We start from the raw sequence: 18,136 nt of genomic DNA on the forward strand, positions 1-18,136 counted from the left end.
TCTCGGTTTCCCCAAGGAGCAAGGATCATGGCACTGAGTGACATTGGCGTTCTGATGGAAAAGCGTCGTTATGCACTGCTTGAGTACAGCATCGGTCAAGTCAATAAGCCGGCATTTGACTTTGTGAAGTCAGCCGCCGATTTGTTCGAACTCTTGCGCACGGATCCGCTGGACACGTTTGCGGTGCAGAACTCCTGGGTGGCCGAGGCGACCAGTTGTGTGCAGCAATATATACATGCGGTGTATCGCAAGCTGGAGCCCGGTTTTGCCACGCACCAATTCCCCCCACATGAATTGGCCCAATGGCAGCTATACAACAACTACCCGGACTGGGCGGCGGTGCAGTTGATTTCGATCTACCCGGAAAACTACATCAACCCCTTTGTTCGGCAACGCAAGTCCAGCCTGTTCAAGAACCTTGAAAACGACCTCAACCAGAGCCGCCTCAATAACGATTCGGTGCAGTCTGCGTTGCAGGGGTATTTGCATACTTTCGAGCAGACCTGTGATCTGGACGTCCTCAGTTGCTACATGGACGGTGCCACGCCTGACCTGGCCGATTACTACTTTGTCGGACGCCAGCGCGTGCAGCCGTTCCAATACTACTGGCGCAAGGCCGGGATCGAGCTCACGCCCACCTGCGTTGGCGTCAATCCGGCAGCCTGGAGTGAATGGCAAGCGGTGGACATTCAGCCGGCCAATCGGGTGCTGGATATGCGCCCGGTGTTCTGGAACGGTCGCTTGTGTCTGGTCTGGGCGCAATGGCGCGACAAAGTAAGCGGCAAAGATCCGAAGGAGTTCATACCGGCCAGGCTGGAAGTCCACCTGGCGTTCATGACACAGAGTGGTCAGTGGTCGGCACCGCTGGATATTTACAGTGCCGATTTCGATACTGCTGCTGAACCGGTGAACTTTCGCTTGATTGCCTCGGTGCTGATGGAGAGCCCAGCGTCCAAAGGCAAGCTGGGGATTCTGATCACGGCGGATCAAACACCGGATGATCTGAGGGTGCAAAAGATTTTCGATGTGTTGATGCGCCCCGACACAATTGACGCCGGCACTTGGCTGGATGCGGCAAGGGAGCGATTTGCCACGGCGGAAACTGTTCAGCATTCATTGAGCAATCAGGTAACGATGACTAGCGCGGGCAACCCTGAGGGGTCCATGTCACCTTTCCTGAGTTTGCAAGCCACGGCTGTGCGTCTCGGCGGCAGGGACGTGGTGACAGTGATCGGTTTGTGCGAGCCGACAGGGTTGCCCGACGCCCCGCAATCGCTTCCTTTTGCAATGGGGTTGGTGAACAAAACGGTGGACGATCGCGAACTGAACGTTGACCTTTCCCCCGTCGGTGGCTGGACAACCGAACCGCTGACGTTGAGTCGCAGTAAAGGCTCATGGCCGCAGCCCACCGCGTTCAAACTCGTCACGCAAACGGCCGGGTTTGGCGGTCGAGAGTTCAAGCTGACGATTGCCAATCTTTCGGACTTCACGCCGCCAACACTGCTGAAAAACAGCACTGACGCGGCGCAGTTTCTTTCCTTCAACCTGCCGGCGCCGTATCTGCGGCACACCCGCCTGAACTCACTGTTCGGCCCGGAACTGGTGCAGCTTTCCAATATTGGCGTGGATGCAGTTCTGGACTGGAGCACTCAGTTCAAAACTGAACCGCCGCCGGCTGCTGACCCGGCTTTCAAGGAAATCAACGGAGCGTTCGACGGGGCCAACGGGCTGTTTTTCTGGGAGCTGTTTTTCCATTTGCCGCATTTGGTGGCCACGCTCCTGCGCAACGAAGAGCGCTTTGCCGATTCGCAGAACTGGCTGCATTACGTGTTCGACCCACAGGCGGCCGCGGATGAGTCCGACATCAATGGCAAACCGCTTTACTGGCGCTGCCGGCCGCTGGCCAAAAACCAGGGTAATCCGGGCTGTGAAGCCTTGGCACCCATCGACCCGGACGCTATCGGCTATTCGAAACCGGAACACTTCAAGATCCGGATTTTCTGCGATTACGTAATAAATCTGATGGAACAAGGGAACGGGCTTTACCGGCAACTGACCCGCGACAGCCTTGTGGCGGCCAAGCTCTGCTACGTGCAGGCAGGATTCCTGATGGGCAAGGCACCCACCGCCCTCACGGTTTCGCGCTGGCAGACCAAGACGGTTGGCGAATTGCTGGAGGAATGCAAAAGCCGTCCAGAGCTTGAAGCGTTTGAACAGACGCTGAACTTCAGCCTGGCCGATGTTCCGTCCGGCTCCGACGCGGCGCCTATGCTGGGCATGCTGGCCTGCGGGCCGTTCAAGGCGCCGATCAATCAACCATTGCTGGATCTGTTTGCGGCGCCTGAGCAACGTCTGCACAACCTGCGCAACAACCTCACCATTGACGGCAAACCGCTGGACATCCCGCTGTTCAGCCCACCTACCGATCCGAACCAGTTGCTGCGTGACCTGGCTGCCGGCGGTGCTGCTGGCCCGCGGTCGATGGGCGGAACGCTAGTGGTTAATGCGTTTCACTGGCGCTTGAGCCACGAAGTGGCATTGCGCTCATCGCAGGTACTGGAGGAGCTCGGTAGCAAGGTGCTGAGCATGCTCCAACTGCGTGATAACGCCGAGCAGGAAGTATTGCAGCAAACCCATCTGGTGGAATTGGGCGATTACGCCAAAACCGTGCAGGAACAGTCCATTGCGCAACTGGAAGCCAGCGTGACGGCACTCGAGCAGAGTCGTGCAGTGGCGCTGCAACGCGCTGAGACGTACGCACAGCATTATGACCAAAACGTATCGGCAGTCGAATACGAAGTCTTGAGCAGCCTGTACTTGTCCAAAATGCTCTCGCTGGCGTCTTCAAGCATCCAGCCTGCGGCGGCGGCGCTGGCTGCTCTGCCAAATATCCTAGGTCTTGCCAATGGCGGGCATCGCGTGGATCGGGCGCTTGAGGCCGTCAGTTTCGGATTGGGCGTTGCTTCGTCGGTGGCGCAATTGGACGCCGACAAGCAGGCAACCACCGAAGCCTATCGTCGACGCCGTGATGATTGGCAACTGCAGCGCGACCAGGCGTTGCTGGAAGTCGATGCCATCGATGCGCAGATCGAGGCGCAACGTCATGCTGTCACCGCTGCCCGAACCAGCCTGGCGCAAACCCTGCGTGCCAATGGCCAGGCGTTGACGATCTACAACTACCTGAAAAAACGTGCGACCAACGCGGAGCTGTTCGGCTGGATGCTCGGCCAGCTCAAGGCTTTGCATTACCAGGCTTACGACGCGGTCATCAGTCTGTGCCTGACCGCCCAGAACTCGATGAATGCTGAAACCGGTGATTACGATAAGCAAATCCCTATGCCCAAGGTATGGCTTGACCAGCGCCATGGTTTCACGGCGGGCGAGCACCTGCGTGGGTATTTGCTGCAGATGGAACGCGAATATCTGCAACGCTTTGAGCGACGGTTGGAACTGACGAAAACGGTGTCTCTGCGCAAGCTCTTCGACGACACGGTCGATCCGCAGAAAAGTGCCAGCGACTGGGCAGACGCACTTAAGCAGTTGCGGCGCACAGGCTCGCTGGAGTTCAGCCTGCCGCAGTTACTCTATGACCGCGATTATCCGGGGCATTTCTGCCGCCAGATCAGTTCGGTTGAAGTCAATTTGCCGGTTCTGCTTGGCCCCTACGAGGATGTGAAAGCCACGCTGGTGCAGTTCAGCAGCATGACGGCAACCCGGGCCACCACGCAATCGGTGCAGTACCTGCACAATCCGCAAGGAGTAGCGCCTTCCGATGTGCTGTTCAATTTGCGCAGCGGCCAGCAGATTGCCTTGTCGTCGGGCATCGCCGACAACGGTATGACGGCGATGAAACCCGATGAAGGCCTGCTCAACCCGTTCGAAAACACCGGCGCCGTATCCAAATGGAAACTGAGCTTCCCGTGGCCTTCCAAATCACCGCAGTCGGACGTGATGGGAACGCTTACCGACATCATCCTGGTCATCAACTTCAGGGCCAAATCCGGCGATGCGACGTTTGTCAGCAAGGTAATGGATCTGGTCACCGCCATTGAAAAACCCGAACCAGACAAGCTGGGCAAAGGAGCGCGCAATCATGGATGAGCCCGTTATTCAAGCGAATGAAAGTCTGGTGCTGAATGGGGACTTCACCAATCTGAAGCACTGGGAGATGCGGGGGCTGATCGGCACTTCAGTGGATTGGTACGAATCGGAGCGGGTTAATCTTCTGGAGGCTTCAAACGGTGGATGGGTTCGGCAGATTATCAAAATCCCCATGGACCCAGGCCTCAATGCGCGATATCGGTTGAGCTTTCTCTGTGAAGTGCGACATAACCAGTCAGGCTGGATGCGCGTCTTCAGAGGGACGCAAGAGTTGCTCGCTATCGAGCTCAAACCCTCTGGCTCGAACCGCCAGGTATCCGTTTCTTCATCTTCGACAAGCGAGGAGCCGCTGGACTTCCTGCCGGATGAATACAATCAGGAGCTGGTGTCGGTTGCTCAGGGTGATGAGCTGACCCTCGAGATCATCAGTCCGAAGAATGCCCCTTCGGACAGGCAGTCGCATATCCGCATTACCCGCGTCAAAATGCTGCTGCATCTGATGCCGTTAACGCTGCAAAAGATGCAACTCGATGACCAGGTGCTGCCACCAGGCGAGCTGTTATACCTGTGTTTGGGCACGAAAGAAGCTGGCAGCCCGCATGAACTGAGATTCGTACCTGAAGCTGAAAATATCTGGCTGGGCAGCGACGCTTCGCTGAACGTTGACGGTAATCCGCTGGAGGCGGTGACTGTCACGCCAGGCTGGGGAGTTAATCAGCCAGTGGAATCACCATGGCTGATCGACAGCCCCATGATCAACGATCAGCAACGCGATGAGTTCCAGTTGATCCTGCGTAACCGATACACCGCCGACCCTTATGTCATCCCCGTGTCGCTGGGGCATCACCGTCTCAAATTGGTGGATGAGCGAGTAGCTGCCCATTACCCGGTGCTGGAGTACGCGCAGAGTGTAGGGCTGGGGGTGCGAGTGGTGTCGTATTACACCGGTCAGCCGATGGCTGGCCAGACAGTCACCTGGTCGGTTGAAGGACAGGACGAGACAGACACGGCGGTCACTGACGATAGCGGCTGGAGTGGCTACATCTATCGACCAACGGCTGCCGGCGATTTTGTCGCGACCGCTTCGGTTGCCAGCCCCTATTACGAGATTGGTGTGGTTACCCGAGATTTTCAGGTCAAGGTACTGGAGACAGATCCGTGGCCAGATTTAAGGGCCGTTGTGGATGGCAAGTTGACGGCCTGGGAGGCGCAAGGTTATCCGAACCGGGGTAGCGACCATCCGGTTCAACTGCGATTTGCTGCGGACAGTCCCTTGGTGAATACCGAACTTTCGTTGCACTGGAGCGGTGATCTTGCCGACCAGCTCGGCGTTGAGGTCAGCCCGGCGCTGGAGACTCCGGTGCCCGTGACAACTGACGATCTGGTGTGGACGCTGACCAGTAAAGATCAACTCGACGGTCGGTTCAAGCTGACACTGCGCTGCTCGAAACTGTTGGAACCCTCGCCGGCCAAACCAATGTCGCTGGCGCGCAACCGGGTCAAAATCGGCGAGGTGCGAGAGGCCAACAAGTCGCCGATAGTGGACGAAGACGAAAGTGTGCTGCTGCGGTTGCAGGTGTTGTATGACACCTCTCTGGGCGATGGCGCCCCGGTCATTAATGCGCTGGTGGACTGGCGAACACCTGAAGGTGAGGTCATTGAGAGCGTGACCGGTGCCGATGGCTGGTCGAGCTTGTTGTACACGCCGAAAACCGCAGGCGAGGTTGTCGTCACGGCCAGCATCAAGGCGCATTCCGAGGCGGTCCCGATCGAACGAAACTTCACCTTCCACGCCATTGCGACCAGTCCCTGGAAAAGTCATGTGCGGATATTGCTCGACGGCGAGACAGTCGATCTGAAAACGGTGGGGGTGCTCTGCCTGCATGGGCAGACACATACCCTGAAGGTCGAGCCAGTGGTCAACAGCCCCTGGATCGGCAAATACATCAGTCTGAATTGGCGTGGCGGTGACCCGGGCATCGGGTTGACTCCCTCTGACCCCGGACAATGGCAGGTTATCCGGGAAACAGGAGCGGAGTGGACGCTGGATTCTGCGGCAAATAACAGTATCAGCAGTTTGTTCGATCTGGAGTTGCGCCTTAATGGAGAGGCGACAGTTCGAGCGCTGCCCGGTAGGTTGCTGGCGGCGAATCTGAACAAGGAAGTGCAACTGATGCTCGATCAGGTTCGGGCGCAGTTAAACGAAGAATTGCTTTATCCGTGTCTGGGTGCCATTCACCATTTCAAAATCCTGCCTAACGCTCTGAGTCCGTTGGTGGGCCTGAAGACCGAAGTGAAATGGACGGGAGATACCGCCGAGGAGCTGGGAGCAACGATTGAGCCGGCGCTGGATGTTGCTCGAACCTTGGACGATGGGGGCGTGGTCTGGACGCTAAATTTCTCCAACAGCGAGCAACGGGGGCGATTCGAACTGACCCTTGTCTTGCCTGAACTGGGCATTGAAGCTGTCGCCAAACCGATGGAGCTGTTTCACAACAAAGTCAGGATTCAGACCCTGCTCGAATCGGCTGTGGATCCGGTCGTTGACCAGGAACCGGTGTGGTTGTGGGCACGGATCTTTTCGCAGTTCACCGACCAACCGGTGGGGCAAGTCAAGGTGAAATGGTCGGACGGCGCCGACGGTGGCATCGAGCCGACCGATGATGACGGCTGGAGCAGATTCCCCTTCGCGCCGAAAACTGCCGGCGAGCATTCGGTGATCGCATCGGTAGACAGCCACTTCGATAAGTACGCAGACTCGGGCGAGTTACGGGTCAAAGCGCTGGCGAGTGATCCGTGGGACGATCTTATGGTGTGTTTTGAAGATCAACCGGAACAGCCGTGGGGTGAAAAAACCTACTTCCCGCGGCGTAAAGGCACTTACGCGTTCAGGCTGACGGCGAAGGAAGACAGCGAGCTGTGCAACCACCAGCTTGCGCTGGGCATGACGGGCACTGGGCCTGCGCAACTCGGCATACGCTTCCTTGACCCAGGACTCGGCAAGCCCATGTCATTCAGCGAGGGGTTCCATTATCAATTTGTGGTCAATAGCACTAACGATGGCAGCTTCGGCTTGTGCTTCGCCTCCAATCGACTGGCGAACCTGTCCCCGGTAAACGCGATGTCCCTGGGTGAAGGCTCGCAGCTGGTAAAGATTGCCGAGCGTCAGAGGGTCAACCATACCTTGTTCTGGGGTGACGAGGTGTTTGAGCAGATCACGGTAGTCTCTTCGGTTACCGGTAATCCCATGATGGGCATGACCGTGACCTGGCGCAGTTCCGACCTTGGGGAAGTCACGACGACCAGCGATTTTTATGGTGTCGCGAGGACTCACTTTGTTCCCGTTACACCGGGGGTGTTTGAGTTGACCGCTACTGTTGGCGATGCTTTGTACTCGGAGTCGCTTTCGTTGCAGTTTTTCCTCAATCAACCTCGGGAAATTCACTCTTTCACCAGTCCCAAGCCCAGTGGTCATCTGGGAGAGCGGGTTAGCGCTGTCGTCAATGTCGTGTCAGCCCTTACCGGCGAGCCTCTGCAGGACGTCGAAGTCGAATGGGAATACCCCGACAGAATTCTTTCTCCAACCACAACAGACGCCAACGGTAATGCCCGGGTCGAGTTCAGATTGCCCGGTATAAAACGTGCCTGGCTCAAAGCCTCCATAAAAGGTGGACTTGCCGGATGGCAAGTTCAATCTCTCGAATTCGAATTGGTGGCAACTGATATTTAATTGATTGGAAGAGCGTATGCCTGTGTTTGATTGGCGTACTTTAACGTGTGTAGAAGGAGTCATAAGTATGAAAGCTCATGAGGTGCCTAACTCGCGTACTTGGTTGCAAGAGTTCACACCCTATGTAAATGGTCAGCGAGTGAAGTGGCCTGACCTGGCGCTGAATTTATCGGAGAGCGACGAATGCACACTGACCCTGGACTATGAATACAGTTGGCTGATCGACGAGCCGGCCGCCCTTATTGCTATGCAGTATCAGTATGGTAAAGAGGGGCACGGTCTGGTATTCGATCCTCCGCTGGGGAAGACGCGTGACATGACCGAAGGACCCACTTCTTTGAGTTGGACTATCAAAACGGATGGCGCACCAAGCGGTACTTTTGGATTGGAATTTTCCATTCCTTTAATTGTTGACCTGCCGGTGTCACCACCAGTGCCGGGAACGATACTGAATCTGGCGCAGGAACTGGAGGTAAAATTTGACGAGTTTGATGTTGCCTTCGCAGGTAGAGCTTTTCCATGTCTTGGTGCAAAGCACACATTCACCGTTCGACCCACACCTTCAAGCAAATTGCTGAATAAGCCTATAAAGCTAGTGTGGGAAAGGGAGCCTGATGCAAATATCGGAGTGGTGATTACACCTGCCCTTGGCGAAGAGGAACTGCTGACGCTGGAGGGGAAAACGTGGGAACTGGATTGTCTCAACAGTGCCCGTTCAGGGGATTTCTCCTTGCAATTGACGTTGGTCGAATCGGGACTGGTGACATCGCCATTAGCAATGTCGATGGCCCATAACCTTGTGAAGGTTGAGCGTTGGCAGGAGGAGCATTGGGCATATCCAGCCGAAATATGGTTTTCGCATCATATTCGTGCTACGTCCGTTTTTTTGAATGAGCCCGCTGACGGTGTTCAGGTAAAGTTAGTCAGAAATGGCCACGTCAGTTACTTGAGCGCAAACTCGAATGGCGAAGCTCAGGTGAGTAATCGTGATGGCGCGAGTGTTGGATTATCTGTTTTTAATCGCTATGACGGGGTGGAAGTATAGTTAAAGAATACGCCGTGCTTGATGCTGAGTTTATTTCAAAGCGCCAATTCTATGGAGAGGCTGCTATATCGCTTCATCAGTCGGGGGGCGGCTGGAAATTCACAACCGATATGACGGAACTCTCGTTTGACGCGGCCTGTCGGGGTGCTAGGCAATAAACACCTTTTCACTGAGATAAGGTGTTTTTCTCACCGCCTATAAATCTCCAGCCTTTTTTAATGCCAGATACCGTGACACTAACCCAACCCCTAGTTCAAAGGGCCGGGAATCCAGAAGCTGGATTTCATGAGCACTCAACCGCTCATGCACTTCTGCCCGTTCGTTCAAATAGCTCACGGTGCCGCAATAGGCCAATGCCTCGGGTAGCGTTTGCACTGGCGCCTTACGCAAGGTGTCGAGTGTGTCCTCGCGCAGGCTCGCCACCAGCACTCGGTGTTGCTTGCTCAGGCGCTTGACCGCGTTCAGCAGTTCTTCATCGTCGTCATCGCGCAAATTGGTGACCAGCACCACCAGTGCCCGGCGTTTTTGTCGGGCCGATAGTTGGTTGATGGCGGCTTGGTAATCGGCAGGGCGTTGCGTGCTGTCGAGGTCATAGACGCTATTGAGCAGTACGTTGAGTTGGCCGTTGCCTTTCACCGGCGCGACGTAGCGCGGTTGATCACTGGCGAAGGTACTTAAACCCACTGCATCGCCCTGGCGCAGGGCGACGTAACTGAGCAACAGGCAGGCATTGAGCGCGTGATCAAAGTGCGACAACTCATCGTCCTGACTGCGCATGCGTCGTCCACAGTCGAGCATGAAAATGATCTGCTGATCGCGTTCGTCCTGATATTCGCGGGCAATCGGTGTGCGTTGGCGGGCGGTGGCTTTCCAGTCGATTTGACGCAAGCTGTCGCCTTCGCGGAATTCACGTAACTGGTGAAACTCCAGCCCTTGGCCGCGACGTTGCCGTTGACGCACCCCGAGCTGGCTGAGCCAGTTGTCCACCGCCAGTAATTGGCCGCCGTAGAGTCGCGCGAAATCCGGGTAAACCCGGGTGCTGTCGATAACGCTGAGCAGGCGTTTGCCCGACCATAAACCCAGCGGACTTGGCAGACTGATTTCGCAGTGCTCAAAGCTGAAGTGTCCGCGTTTGAGCGGGCGCAGGCGATAGCTGATCTGGCTGTGCTGACCGGGTTGCAGCGCAACATTTAGCGGCAGGTTTTCGAAACTCAGGCCATCGGGCACATGGTCGAAAATCTGAATGTTCAATGGCTCGGCAAAATCATGTTCAACCTTGAGCTGCACCTCTCCCCAACGTCCTAATGCGAGGCTGCCGGGCATCTGTCGCGTGATCCGCACGGTGGGCAAACGCTTGAGGCGCAACGCGTCGAGCATCGCCAGCGCCAGCAGTGCCAGCAGCAACCCCCAGTTGATCGACAGCAGACTGGTCGGGAGCTCGATCTGCAAGGCCTGCAAAGTGCCGAGCACGATGCCGATGGCCAGCAGCACGGCGACCCAACTCAACAATAGTTTTGAGGGTTTCATGATCTGACACCATGTTGTCTGCAGAAAAGATCGCAGCCTTCGGCAGCTCCTACAGAGGAATGCGCTCGATGTAGGAGCTGCCGAAGGCTGCGATCTTTTGACCTTTTCAGGAGTGTCACAGGCGCGGCGCCGGAATCTGATCGAGCAGTTGTTGCAGCACCTGATCGACTTGCAGGCCTTCGATGTCCAGCTCCGGGGCAATGCGCACGCGATGGCGCAACACCGCCAGCGCGCAGCCCTTGATGTCATCCGGAATCACGAACTCACCGCCGCGTAACAAGGCCCGGGCGCGGGCGCAACGTACCAGTGCAATCGAGGCGCGTGGCCCGGCACCGAGGGTCAGGCCCGGCCAGGTGCGGGTGCCGCGCGCCAGACGTACGGCGTAATCGAGCACCTGATCGTCCAGCGGCAAATCACTGGCAATGCGCTGCAAGGCCTGCACGTCCTTGGCTTGCAGCACGGTGCGCAACGGCTGTACATCAAGCATGTCGGCGCGGGTCGAACGACTGACCTGACGCACCATGTTCAGTTCCTGTTCCGCATCGGGGTAGTCCATGCGCACCTTGAGCATGAAGCGGTCGAGTTCGGCTTCCGGCAGTGGGTATGTGCCTTCCTGTTCGATCGGGTTCTGCGTCGCCAAAACCATAAATGGCTGAGCGATCGGCAGGGCGCGGCCCTCCAGAGTGACCTGGCGCTCCTGCATCGCTTCGAGCAGCGCTGCCTGGGTTTTCGCCGGGGCGCGGTTGATCTCGTCGGCCAGCAGCAGATTGGTGAACAACGGGCCTTTGCGCAGCTTGAATTGCTCGGTGTGCAGGTCGTACACGGCGTGGCCGGTGACGTCGCTGGGCATCAGGTCGGGAGTGAATTGAATGCGTGCGAATTCGCCGCCAAAGCAACGCGCCAACGCCCGCACCAGCAAGGTCTTGCCCAGTCCGGGAACGCCTTCGAGCAGCACGTGGCCGCCAGCGATCAACGCCGTCAGCACGTCGTCGATGACTGCGTCCTGGCCGATTATCGCTTTGCGCAATTCGCTGCGCACCGCTTGCGCCAGTTGACTGGCGCGCTGGCGTTGCTGGGCGGCGTGGCTGGCGCTGCCGGGCTCGATCTGTTCAGTCATAGCGTGTTCCTCAAGGTTTGCAGGTGGGCGACCTGGCGGCAGAAATCGGCGCTGGACATCCGCCGGTTCGGCACCGGGCTCAAGGCCTGGCTGATGGCGCGGGTGGGTTGTCGGGTCAGGCGCGACAACGCCAGCCATTGTTCGGCAACGTTCAATTGATCAAAACCGGGATGGCGGCGACGGGCGCGGCGTAATACGTCTTGTTGCAGAGCCTGCAACAGCGCTTGCTGACCGTTGTGCCGAAGCATGAAATCGGCACTGGCGCGCAAGTGTTCCTGCAACTGCCGGCGGCCATTCGGGGCTGGCGCCTGAAGCGGGCCATGGCGCACGCCGGCCTGCCAGAGCCACAAACCGATCAGCGCAAGCAGAGCGACGATGGCTTGCGGAAAATAGCGCCAGAGCAGCGTCAGCAAGCCATCGTGCTCGGTGTTGTAGATCAGCGTGACGTCGGTGTCGGCGCTCAGATACCAGAGCAGCCAGGCGTTGTCGTACTGGGCGATCGCCGTGGTTTTCCACAGCTCGGCATCGGTGACCACTGTGATCGAACCGAGGCTGTAGGCCAGTTGCATCATGTGCGTAGCCTTGGCGCTGTTGGCCCAGGCTTGCGCAAGATTCTTCGGGTCGTCGAGGTGGAAGTCGGTGTCGAACCCGGCGTAGGCCGGGGCGTCTTCGTCCTCCAGATACAACCTGGTCAATTTCGGGTACGGATCCTTCTCTTGATCGGCGGGCGAATCCTTCAGATCCTTGCTCAGTGATTGATGCAGTTGCACCCGATCCAGCAACAGGTCGTTGCTTTGTTTTGCCTGTTCATCCCACAACGATTCGGCAACGAACACCAGCCGTCCGCCAGCCCGCGTCCAGTTCAATACTTGATCGACCTGACGCGGAGTCATTCGAGAGCGGTCGTTGAACAGCAGCAGGGTGTGCCCGTGCGGTTCGATATCCGGCAGCACCGCAAGGCTTTCGGCATGGCTGACGTTGATGCCGCGCTCACGCAAGAACATTTCCGCCGCCAGATAGGGATTGGCCTGTGCGGCGGGCGATGGGCCGTGATCGATCTGTTCCTGATAAGGCTTGGCGGCAAGGAAGAGAAAAACCCCCAGCGCACTCAGCAGCGCGATGATCAATGCGCCGACCCACCACAGCGTGCGCCGAGTCAACGGGACGCTCCATGGCCGAATAACGCGCGCCAGCCATCGCACAATTCCTGTTGCAGGTGCACCGCCGGTACGCGATGCCCGTAGGCCATGTTCTGCCAATGGGTGGTCAGGGTGCGGCTGAACGCAAGCAGCTCCGGACGCTGGAGTTGTTCGACCCGCGCCAGCACCTGATTTTCGGTGTCGGCGGCTTTCAGGGTCAGATCAAAGTCGTGGAGCAAGTGGCTGAGCAATCCCCGATAGAGCAGGCTCAGGGCCGCGCGTGGCTGACTCTGCCAGAGTTGTTCGGCGTGGGCGGCGATATCGTCGGGCAAGGTGTCGCGGTTCAGATCCAGGCCGAAGGCTTGCTGCGGCGCGGGCCGTTTTGCCCGGGCGGGCAGGGCCGGACGGCGGCTGACGAACGCTTGCAGAAAATCGCGATAGCGCCAGATCAGCCAACCAAGCGCAGCGATCAATGTGCCCCACAGCAATACTTCGATGATGGTGGCCAAGGCGTTGAAGTGCTGGCCATCCAGCCAACCCAGCAGGGTTTTGAGCCACTGTGGGGCTTCACCGGGTTGTTCTTCTTTGGCAGTGTTTGCCGGGTCATCGCCAAAGCGGTAACGGGTGACGGATTCCGGGTTCTTGAAGGGCGGTTGTTCGAGCAGTGCCTTGATGCTGTCGCGTGATGCCTGACTGGTCAGTGGCTGATTCAACAGACGTGGAGCGTCAGGTGCATCAACGGGCTCGGCAGCCCAGATCGATTGAACATTCGGCAGCAACAGGCACACCGCCAACAACACGCCGAGCACGCTGCTGTTCAGCCGTTGGCGCAAGCGCCGGAACACCAGTTCAATGTCCCACGCTTCCAGTTGCGTGCGCCGGTTCAGATAGAGGCTGAACCCGCAGGCCACGTAGATTGGCTCCCACACCACTAGCACCAGCGCATAAAAGACATTGGTCAGATGCTCCAGCCAGCGCCAGTCGTTATCCGCCGCGAGAATCAGTGACTGCCAGTCCCAATCGGTTTCAATCTGCTGCGGCAACAGCAGGTAGAACAGCACCAACAGGCCGATCCACAGCGCCGTTTCCAGATGCACGCCGATGATGGTCAGCCACTGCGCGGCGCCGGCGTTACGTTGCAGCAGCACTTGCAGACGTTGTTGCCGTGCACTGCCGTCCAGGCCTTCGAGTTGCACCACGGGCATCAGGAAACTGCGGCTGAAACTCAACCGTCGCCAAGTCAGGCTGGCCAGCAATTGCGGCTTGAGCAGCCGCGGCCACTCGCGCAGGGCCTGCTTGAGCGTCGGGGTTTCGCCGAACAGGGCTTTGGACAGTATGTACAGCGGCAGGCGTTCGTAGGCCGGCTTCAGCCACCAGAAGATAAACACCGCCAGTGACGGCGAGTCCCATAGCAACACGCTCAACAAGGCGAACAGCGGCAGGGTGACGATTGCCCAACTGGTCATCAACAGGCGCCGGTGTTGCTGGCTCATGAGCACGCCCAGATCCATGGCTTCCCAAGTGCTGCGCGGGCGGATCACCACGGTGGCGTCACTCAGGCGCATGACGGGTCCTTCCGGCGAACAGCAAATAGATCGCGACCAATATCCACAGACCGGCGCCGACCAGGTATTTGGTGAGCGGCGTGACGCTGGTTTTCGACGACCAGTACGCTTCGATGAACGCTGCGATCAGCAAGAACAGCATGACCCCACAGATCAGCAACACGCTCTTGCGTGCGGCGCGTTTCAACGCTTCGGCGCGGGTCAGGCGCCCCGGTGCAATCAATGCCCAGCCCAGTTCCAGCCCCGCGGCGCCGGCCAGGGCGATTGCCGTCAGTTCAAAAGCGCCATGAGCGATGACGAATGACCAGAAGGTCTGGCCGAAACCGATTTCGCTCAGGTGCCCGGCCACAGCGCCGATCACCAGACCGTTGTAGAACAGGAAAAACGCGCTGCCCACGCCCATCAGCAAACCGCTGGCGAACGTCTGAAAGGCAATGCCGATGTTGTGCATCACGTAATACCCGAACATCATCCAGTCTTCGCTGGCAGCCCGCTCGGCCGGGCGCCCGAGGTGGCCGGCCACCGGGTCATACATGCCTTGCATTTCACGCACTTGATCGGCGGGGATGAGGTTGTAAACCAACTCGGGGAAAACGTAGACCAGCACGCCGACGCCGATCAGGCTGCCAAAAAACAGCAGGCCGGCAACCAGCACGAAGGGCCATTCGCTGCGCACCAGTCGGGGGAAGTCGGCGAGGATGAAGCCGATCAGGTTGGCGCCCAGTCGACTGCGATGCCGGTAAAGTTGTTGATGGCCGCGCAGCACCTGTTGTTGCAGAGAGTCGATGAGAAAACTGCTGTAGCCGCGTTCCTGCGCCAGCGCCAGGTGTTGGCAAAGGCGTCGATAAGCCTTGGGAAAACCCGCCACTTGCGAGGTTTCCTTGCCCCGTTCGAAGCGTTCAAGGGCCAGCGCAAAGCGCTCCCATTCGGCCTTGTGGCGACTTTCGAAAAGACTTTGCTTCATGCCGGGCCCAACAAACCGCGAGCGATCCCGTTGAGTTCGGCGACGGCTTTGGGGGCGGAAATATGCAGCGGCTGGGCCAGCAAACCGGCCAGTTCATTGACCCGTGCGGGTGTCAGTTCACCTTGGCGTTCCGCAAACCCGAGCACGGCACGTTGCTCGCTCAGGGTGAGCGGCACAGGCGCACGGCGGGGTTCGGCGTCGGGTAATTGCGGGCGGGTCAGCGGGCGTTCGCTGTACACCACCAGCGTGCCGGCGGCGATATCGCCCAGACGTTTGAAGGTCGGGTGTTGCAGGCAACTGATAGCGCCGAGGAAGTAGCCGAACGGCAGCAGGTCGACAAAGCGCAGCAGGTTGCGCAGCAAGGAGGCCGACCAGCCGATGGGGGTGCCGTCGTCGTGCACCACCCGCAACCCCATCCATTGTTTACCCGGCGAGCGTCCCTGACGCAGCACTTCGAACAGCACCATGTACCACCAACTGATCGCAAACAACAGCAGCGAGCCAAGGCCCATGCCGAGTCTGCCGAGCAACGCCAGCACGATAAACAGCACGCCCATGATCAAGCCACGAATCCCCAGATCGATCGCGAATGCGATGGCCCGCACCATCAACCCGGCCGGACGCAACGGCAAGTCGATACCCTCCGGCGTTTCGACCTGGTGCCGCGTATCCAGTGGCGGGGCCAGCGGTGCTTTCCTTGGCGGTGCTGTGGGCTCGAGCATGGGCTTCCTGATGTTCGCCTGTTCGGGATGCAAGTGGGGCCGATGCTAGCAGCCTCTCGGGGGAAAACGACATAACTATGTATTGCACATCGTGTGTCGCCCGGTGGTTCAATGACGCGAGGCTGGCCGCGAGCGCGGTTGAACGCCTAGACTTTGTCGATCTTCAGTTCAGGAACCGCCCGTGACTTCCATCTTCTGGTACGACTACGAAACCACCGGCATCAATCCCCGTTGCGACCGGCCGCTGCAGGTTGCCGGGATTCGCACCGACCACGAGCTCAACGAAATCGACGAGCCGGTCAATCTCTACTGCCAGCCCAGCGAAGACATCCTGCCGCACCCGGCTGCGTGCGCGATCACTGGCATTACCCCGAGCCAGCTCGCCGAAAAGGGTTTGAGCGAAGCCGATTTCATGACCCGGGTACACGCGCAACTGGCCGCGCCCGGCACGTGTGGCGCGGGTTACAACACCTTGCGTTTCGACGACGAGATGACGCGCTACAGTTTGTATCGCAATTTCTTCGACCCGTACGCGCGCGAATGGCAGGGCGGCAACAGTCGCTGGGACTTGATCGACGTGGTGCGTGCCGCGTATGCCTTGCGTCCGGACGGGCTGGTCTGGCCGACCGATGACGAGGGGCGGGTGACCCTCAAGCTCGAGCGTCTGACAGCCGCCAACAACATTGATCACGGGCATGCCCACGAAGCGTTGTCGGACGTGCGCGCAACCATCGCGCTGGCGCGGTTGATCCGTGAAAAGCAGCCAAAGCTGTACGACTGGCTGTTTCAGATGCGCAGCAAGCAAAAAGTCATGGATCAGATTCGCCTGCTTCAGCCGATGGTGCATATCAGCGGACGCTTCTCCGCGGCGCGCAGTTATGTCGGTGTGGTGCTGCCGCTGGCCTGGCACCCGAAAAACCGCAACGCCTTGATCGTCTGCGACTTGCACCTCGATCCGCAGGGCTTGCTCGATCTGGATGCGCAAACCCTGCGCCAGCGCCTGTACACCCGCCGTGATGATTTGCTGGAAGGCGAGTTGCCGGTACCGCTCAAGCTGATTCACATAAACCGTTGCCCGGTGGTGGCACCGCTGACGGTATTGCGTGCCCAGGATCAGCAAAGGCTGGGTCTGGACATGGCGCTTTATCAGGAACGAACGCTGCGACTAACTGACGCACAACAAGTTTTGAAAGATAAAGTTGCGGCGATTTATGCCAGTGAAGATTTCACCCCGAGCGAGGATCCGGAACAACAGTTGTACGATGGATTTATCGGTGACCGCGACCGGCGTCTATGTGAGCAAGTCAGAGCGGCTGATCCTGCTCAATTGGCGCAAGAGCAATGGCCTTTCGATGATGAACGTTTGCCTGAATTACTTTTTCGATATCGAGCACGCAACTTTCCAGAGACGTTGAATCCTGAAGAGCAGGCGCGCTGGCAAATATTCTCTCGGCAGCGTTTGTCCGAGCCTGAATGGGGTGCACCCAATACCTTGAAATCTTTTACGCAGGCCGCAGAGCAATGGTTGCTAAGTGCGACACCGATGCAGAAAGAGGTGCTCAATGAATGGCAGAATTATGTCCAGGCATTACGCAAACGTTTGAATCTTTGAAATCGAACATGCCCGGGAGCAAATTCCAGGCATAAAAAAACGCCAGCATTCGCTGGCGTTTCTTTTTTCGCGGATCGCTCTGCGAAGGCGTTGCGGCTTAGCCCAGCAGGGTAGCCCAGCCTTCAACCACGTCACCGCCCCACTTGGCTTTCCACTCTTTCAGAGTTTTGTGGTTGCCACCTTTGGTTTCGATGACTTCGCCGTTGTGCGGGTTTTTGTATTGTTTAACTTTGCGAGCACGCTTGGTGCCGGTAGTTTTTACTGCGCCGCCGCGTGGTGCTTTGGTTTTCGATTCCGGATCCAGCAGCGCGATGATGTCACGCAGGGATTTGGAGTATTCGCCCATCAGGGTGCGCAGTTTGCCTTCGAATTCCAGCTCGGTTTGCAGTTTGTCGTCTTGCGACAGGTTCTTCAAACGGGCTTGCAGCTCTTTGATTGCTTCTTCGGTGGCGCGATATTCGTTGATCAAGGACATGATTACTACCTTAGTAGAGTGCTGAATTGCAGGGGACAGTGGCGCAATAATAGTCAGGCTGTTTCATCAAGTAAACATTTAACCGGGTTTTTTATTTAAATGAGTTACAAGAATTAGCAGCGAATTGAATGTTCAGTTA

Annotated in this window: 11 protein-coding genes; 4 read left to right on the forward strand and 7 right to left on the reverse strand. The window is 57.9% G+C overall.

The features are described from left to right. Positions 1–27 precede the first annotated feature (27 nt). From ICA16_RS06785 to ICA16_RS06795, 3 genes are all read left to right on the forward strand, one after another. Positions 28–4,101 (forward strand): Tc toxin subunit A-related protein, encoded by a 4,074-nt coding sequence (locus ICA16_RS06785; RefSeq protein WP_210554159.1) that lies wholly within the window; start codon positions 28–30, stop codon positions 4,099–4,101. Further along, entirely contained in the window at positions 4,094–7,831 is a 3,738-nt protein-coding gene (locus tag ICA16_RS06790; protein WP_210700277.1) for a hypothetical protein, read from the forward strand. The genes ICA16_RS06785 and ICA16_RS06790 overlap by 8 nt, the downstream gene beginning before the upstream one ends. Positions 7,832–7,898: 67 nt before the next feature. Beyond that, a complete protein-coding gene (locus tag ICA16_RS06795) occupies positions 7,899–8,876 on the forward strand; it encodes a hypothetical protein (protein ID WP_210700278.1) in 978 nt (325 codons plus the stop codon). Positions 8,877–9,071: 195 nt separating this feature from the next. Here ICA16_RS06795 and ICA16_RS06800 read toward each other — a convergent pair whose 3' ends face one another. From ICA16_RS06800 to ICA16_RS06825, 6 genes are all read right to left on the reverse strand, one after another. Then, a complete protein-coding gene (locus ICA16_RS06800) occupies positions 9,072–10,403 on the reverse strand; it encodes a DUF58 domain-containing protein (RefSeq protein ID WP_210700279.1) in 1,332 nt (443 codons plus the stop codon). 115 nt (positions 10,404–10,518) lie between these two features. After that, a complete protein-coding gene (locus tag ICA16_RS06805; RefSeq protein WP_210700280.1) occupies positions 10,519–11,520 on the reverse strand; it encodes an AAA family ATPase in 1,002 nt (333 codons plus the stop codon). Beyond that, positions 11,517–12,680 carry a DUF4350 domain-containing protein gene (locus ICA16_RS06810; RefSeq protein WP_210700281.1) on the reverse strand — a complete coding sequence of 388 codons (1,164 nt, stop codon included), beginning with the start codon at positions 12,678–12,680 and terminating at the stop codon, positions 11,517–11,519. The genes ICA16_RS06805 and ICA16_RS06810 overlap by 4 nt, the downstream gene beginning before the upstream one ends. Then, positions 12,677–14,224 (reverse strand): DUF4129 domain-containing protein, encoded by a 1,548-nt coding sequence (locus ICA16_RS06815; protein ID WP_210700282.1) that lies wholly within the window; start codon positions 14,222–14,224, stop codon positions 12,677–12,679. Before ICA16_RS06815 ends, ICA16_RS06810 begins: the two co-directional genes overlap by 4 nt. After that, positions 14,211–15,188 carry a stage II sporulation protein M gene (locus tag ICA16_RS06820; RefSeq protein WP_210700283.1) on the reverse strand — a complete coding sequence of 326 codons (978 nt, stop codon included), beginning with the start codon at positions 15,186–15,188 and terminating at the stop codon, positions 14,211–14,213. The genes ICA16_RS06815 and ICA16_RS06820 overlap by 14 nt, the downstream gene beginning before the upstream one ends. Continuing rightward, positions 15,185–15,910, reverse strand: a complete 726-nt coding sequence (locus tag ICA16_RS06825; RefSeq protein ID WP_210554152.1) for an RDD family protein — start codon at positions 15,908–15,910, stop codon at positions 15,185–15,187. The genes ICA16_RS06820 and ICA16_RS06825 overlap by 4 nt, the downstream gene beginning before the upstream one ends. A gap of 181 nt (positions 15,911–16,091) precedes the next feature. Here ICA16_RS06825 and sbcB point away from each other — a divergent pair, with 181 nt between their 5' ends. Then, positions 16,092–17,522 carry an exodeoxyribonuclease I gene (sbcB, locus tag ICA16_RS06830; RefSeq protein WP_150616171.1) on the forward strand — a complete coding sequence of 477 codons (1,431 nt, stop codon included), beginning with the start codon at positions 16,092–16,094 and terminating at the stop codon, positions 17,520–17,522. Positions 17,523–17,619: 97 nt separating this feature from the next. Here sbcB and mvaT read toward each other — a convergent pair whose 3' ends face one another. After that, on the reverse strand, positions 17,620–17,997 hold the full coding sequence (gene mvaT, locus ICA16_RS06835; protein ID WP_007933316.1) for a histone-like nucleoid-structuring protein MvaT: 378 nt from the start codon (positions 17,995–17,997) through the stop codon (positions 17,620–17,622). Between the last annotated feature and the right edge of the window lie 139 nt (positions 17,998–18,136).

The sequence above is a fragment of the Pseudomonas anatoliensis genome, from assembly GCF_017976235.1.
Lineage (GTDB): Bacteria > Pseudomonadota > Gammaproteobacteria > Pseudomonadales > Pseudomonadaceae > Aquipseudomonas > Aquipseudomonas anatoliensis.

Bases quoted from the DNA above. Each gene is read 5' to 3' on its own strand.
- ICA16_RS06785 (WP_210554159.1), top strand. From the start codon at position 28: ATGGCACTGAGTGACATTGGCGTTCTGATGGAAAAGCGTCGTTATGCA.
- ICA16_RS06790 (WP_210700277.1), top strand. From the start codon at position 4,094: ATGGATGAGCCCGTTATTCAAGCGAATGAAAGTCTGGTGCTGAATGGG.
- ICA16_RS06795 (WP_210700278.1), top strand. From the start codon at position 7,899: ATGAAAGCTCATGAGGTGCCTAACTCGCGTACTTGGTTGCAAGAGTTC.
- ICA16_RS06800 (WP_210700279.1), bottom strand. From the start codon at position 10,403: ATGAAACCCTCAAAACTATTGTTGAGTTGGGTCGCCGTGCTGCTGGCC.
- ICA16_RS06805 (WP_210700280.1), bottom strand. From the start codon at position 11,520: ATGACTGAACAGATCGAGCCCGGCAGCGCCAGCCACGCCGCCCAGCAA.
- ICA16_RS06815 (WP_210700282.1), bottom strand. From the start codon at position 14,224: ATGCGCCTGAGTGACGCCACCGTGGTGATCCGCCCGCGCAGCACTTGG.
- ICA16_RS06820 (WP_210700283.1), bottom strand. From the start codon at position 15,188: ATGAAGCAAAGTCTTTTCGAAAGTCGCCACAAGGCCGAATGGGAGCGC.
- ICA16_RS06825 (WP_210554152.1), bottom strand. From the start codon at position 15,910: ATGCTCGAGCCCACAGCACCGCCAAGGAAAGCACCGCTGGCCCCGCCA.
- mvaT (WP_007933316.1), bottom strand. From the start codon at position 17,997: ATGTCCTTGATCAACGAATATCGCGCCACCGAAGAAGCAATCAAAGAG.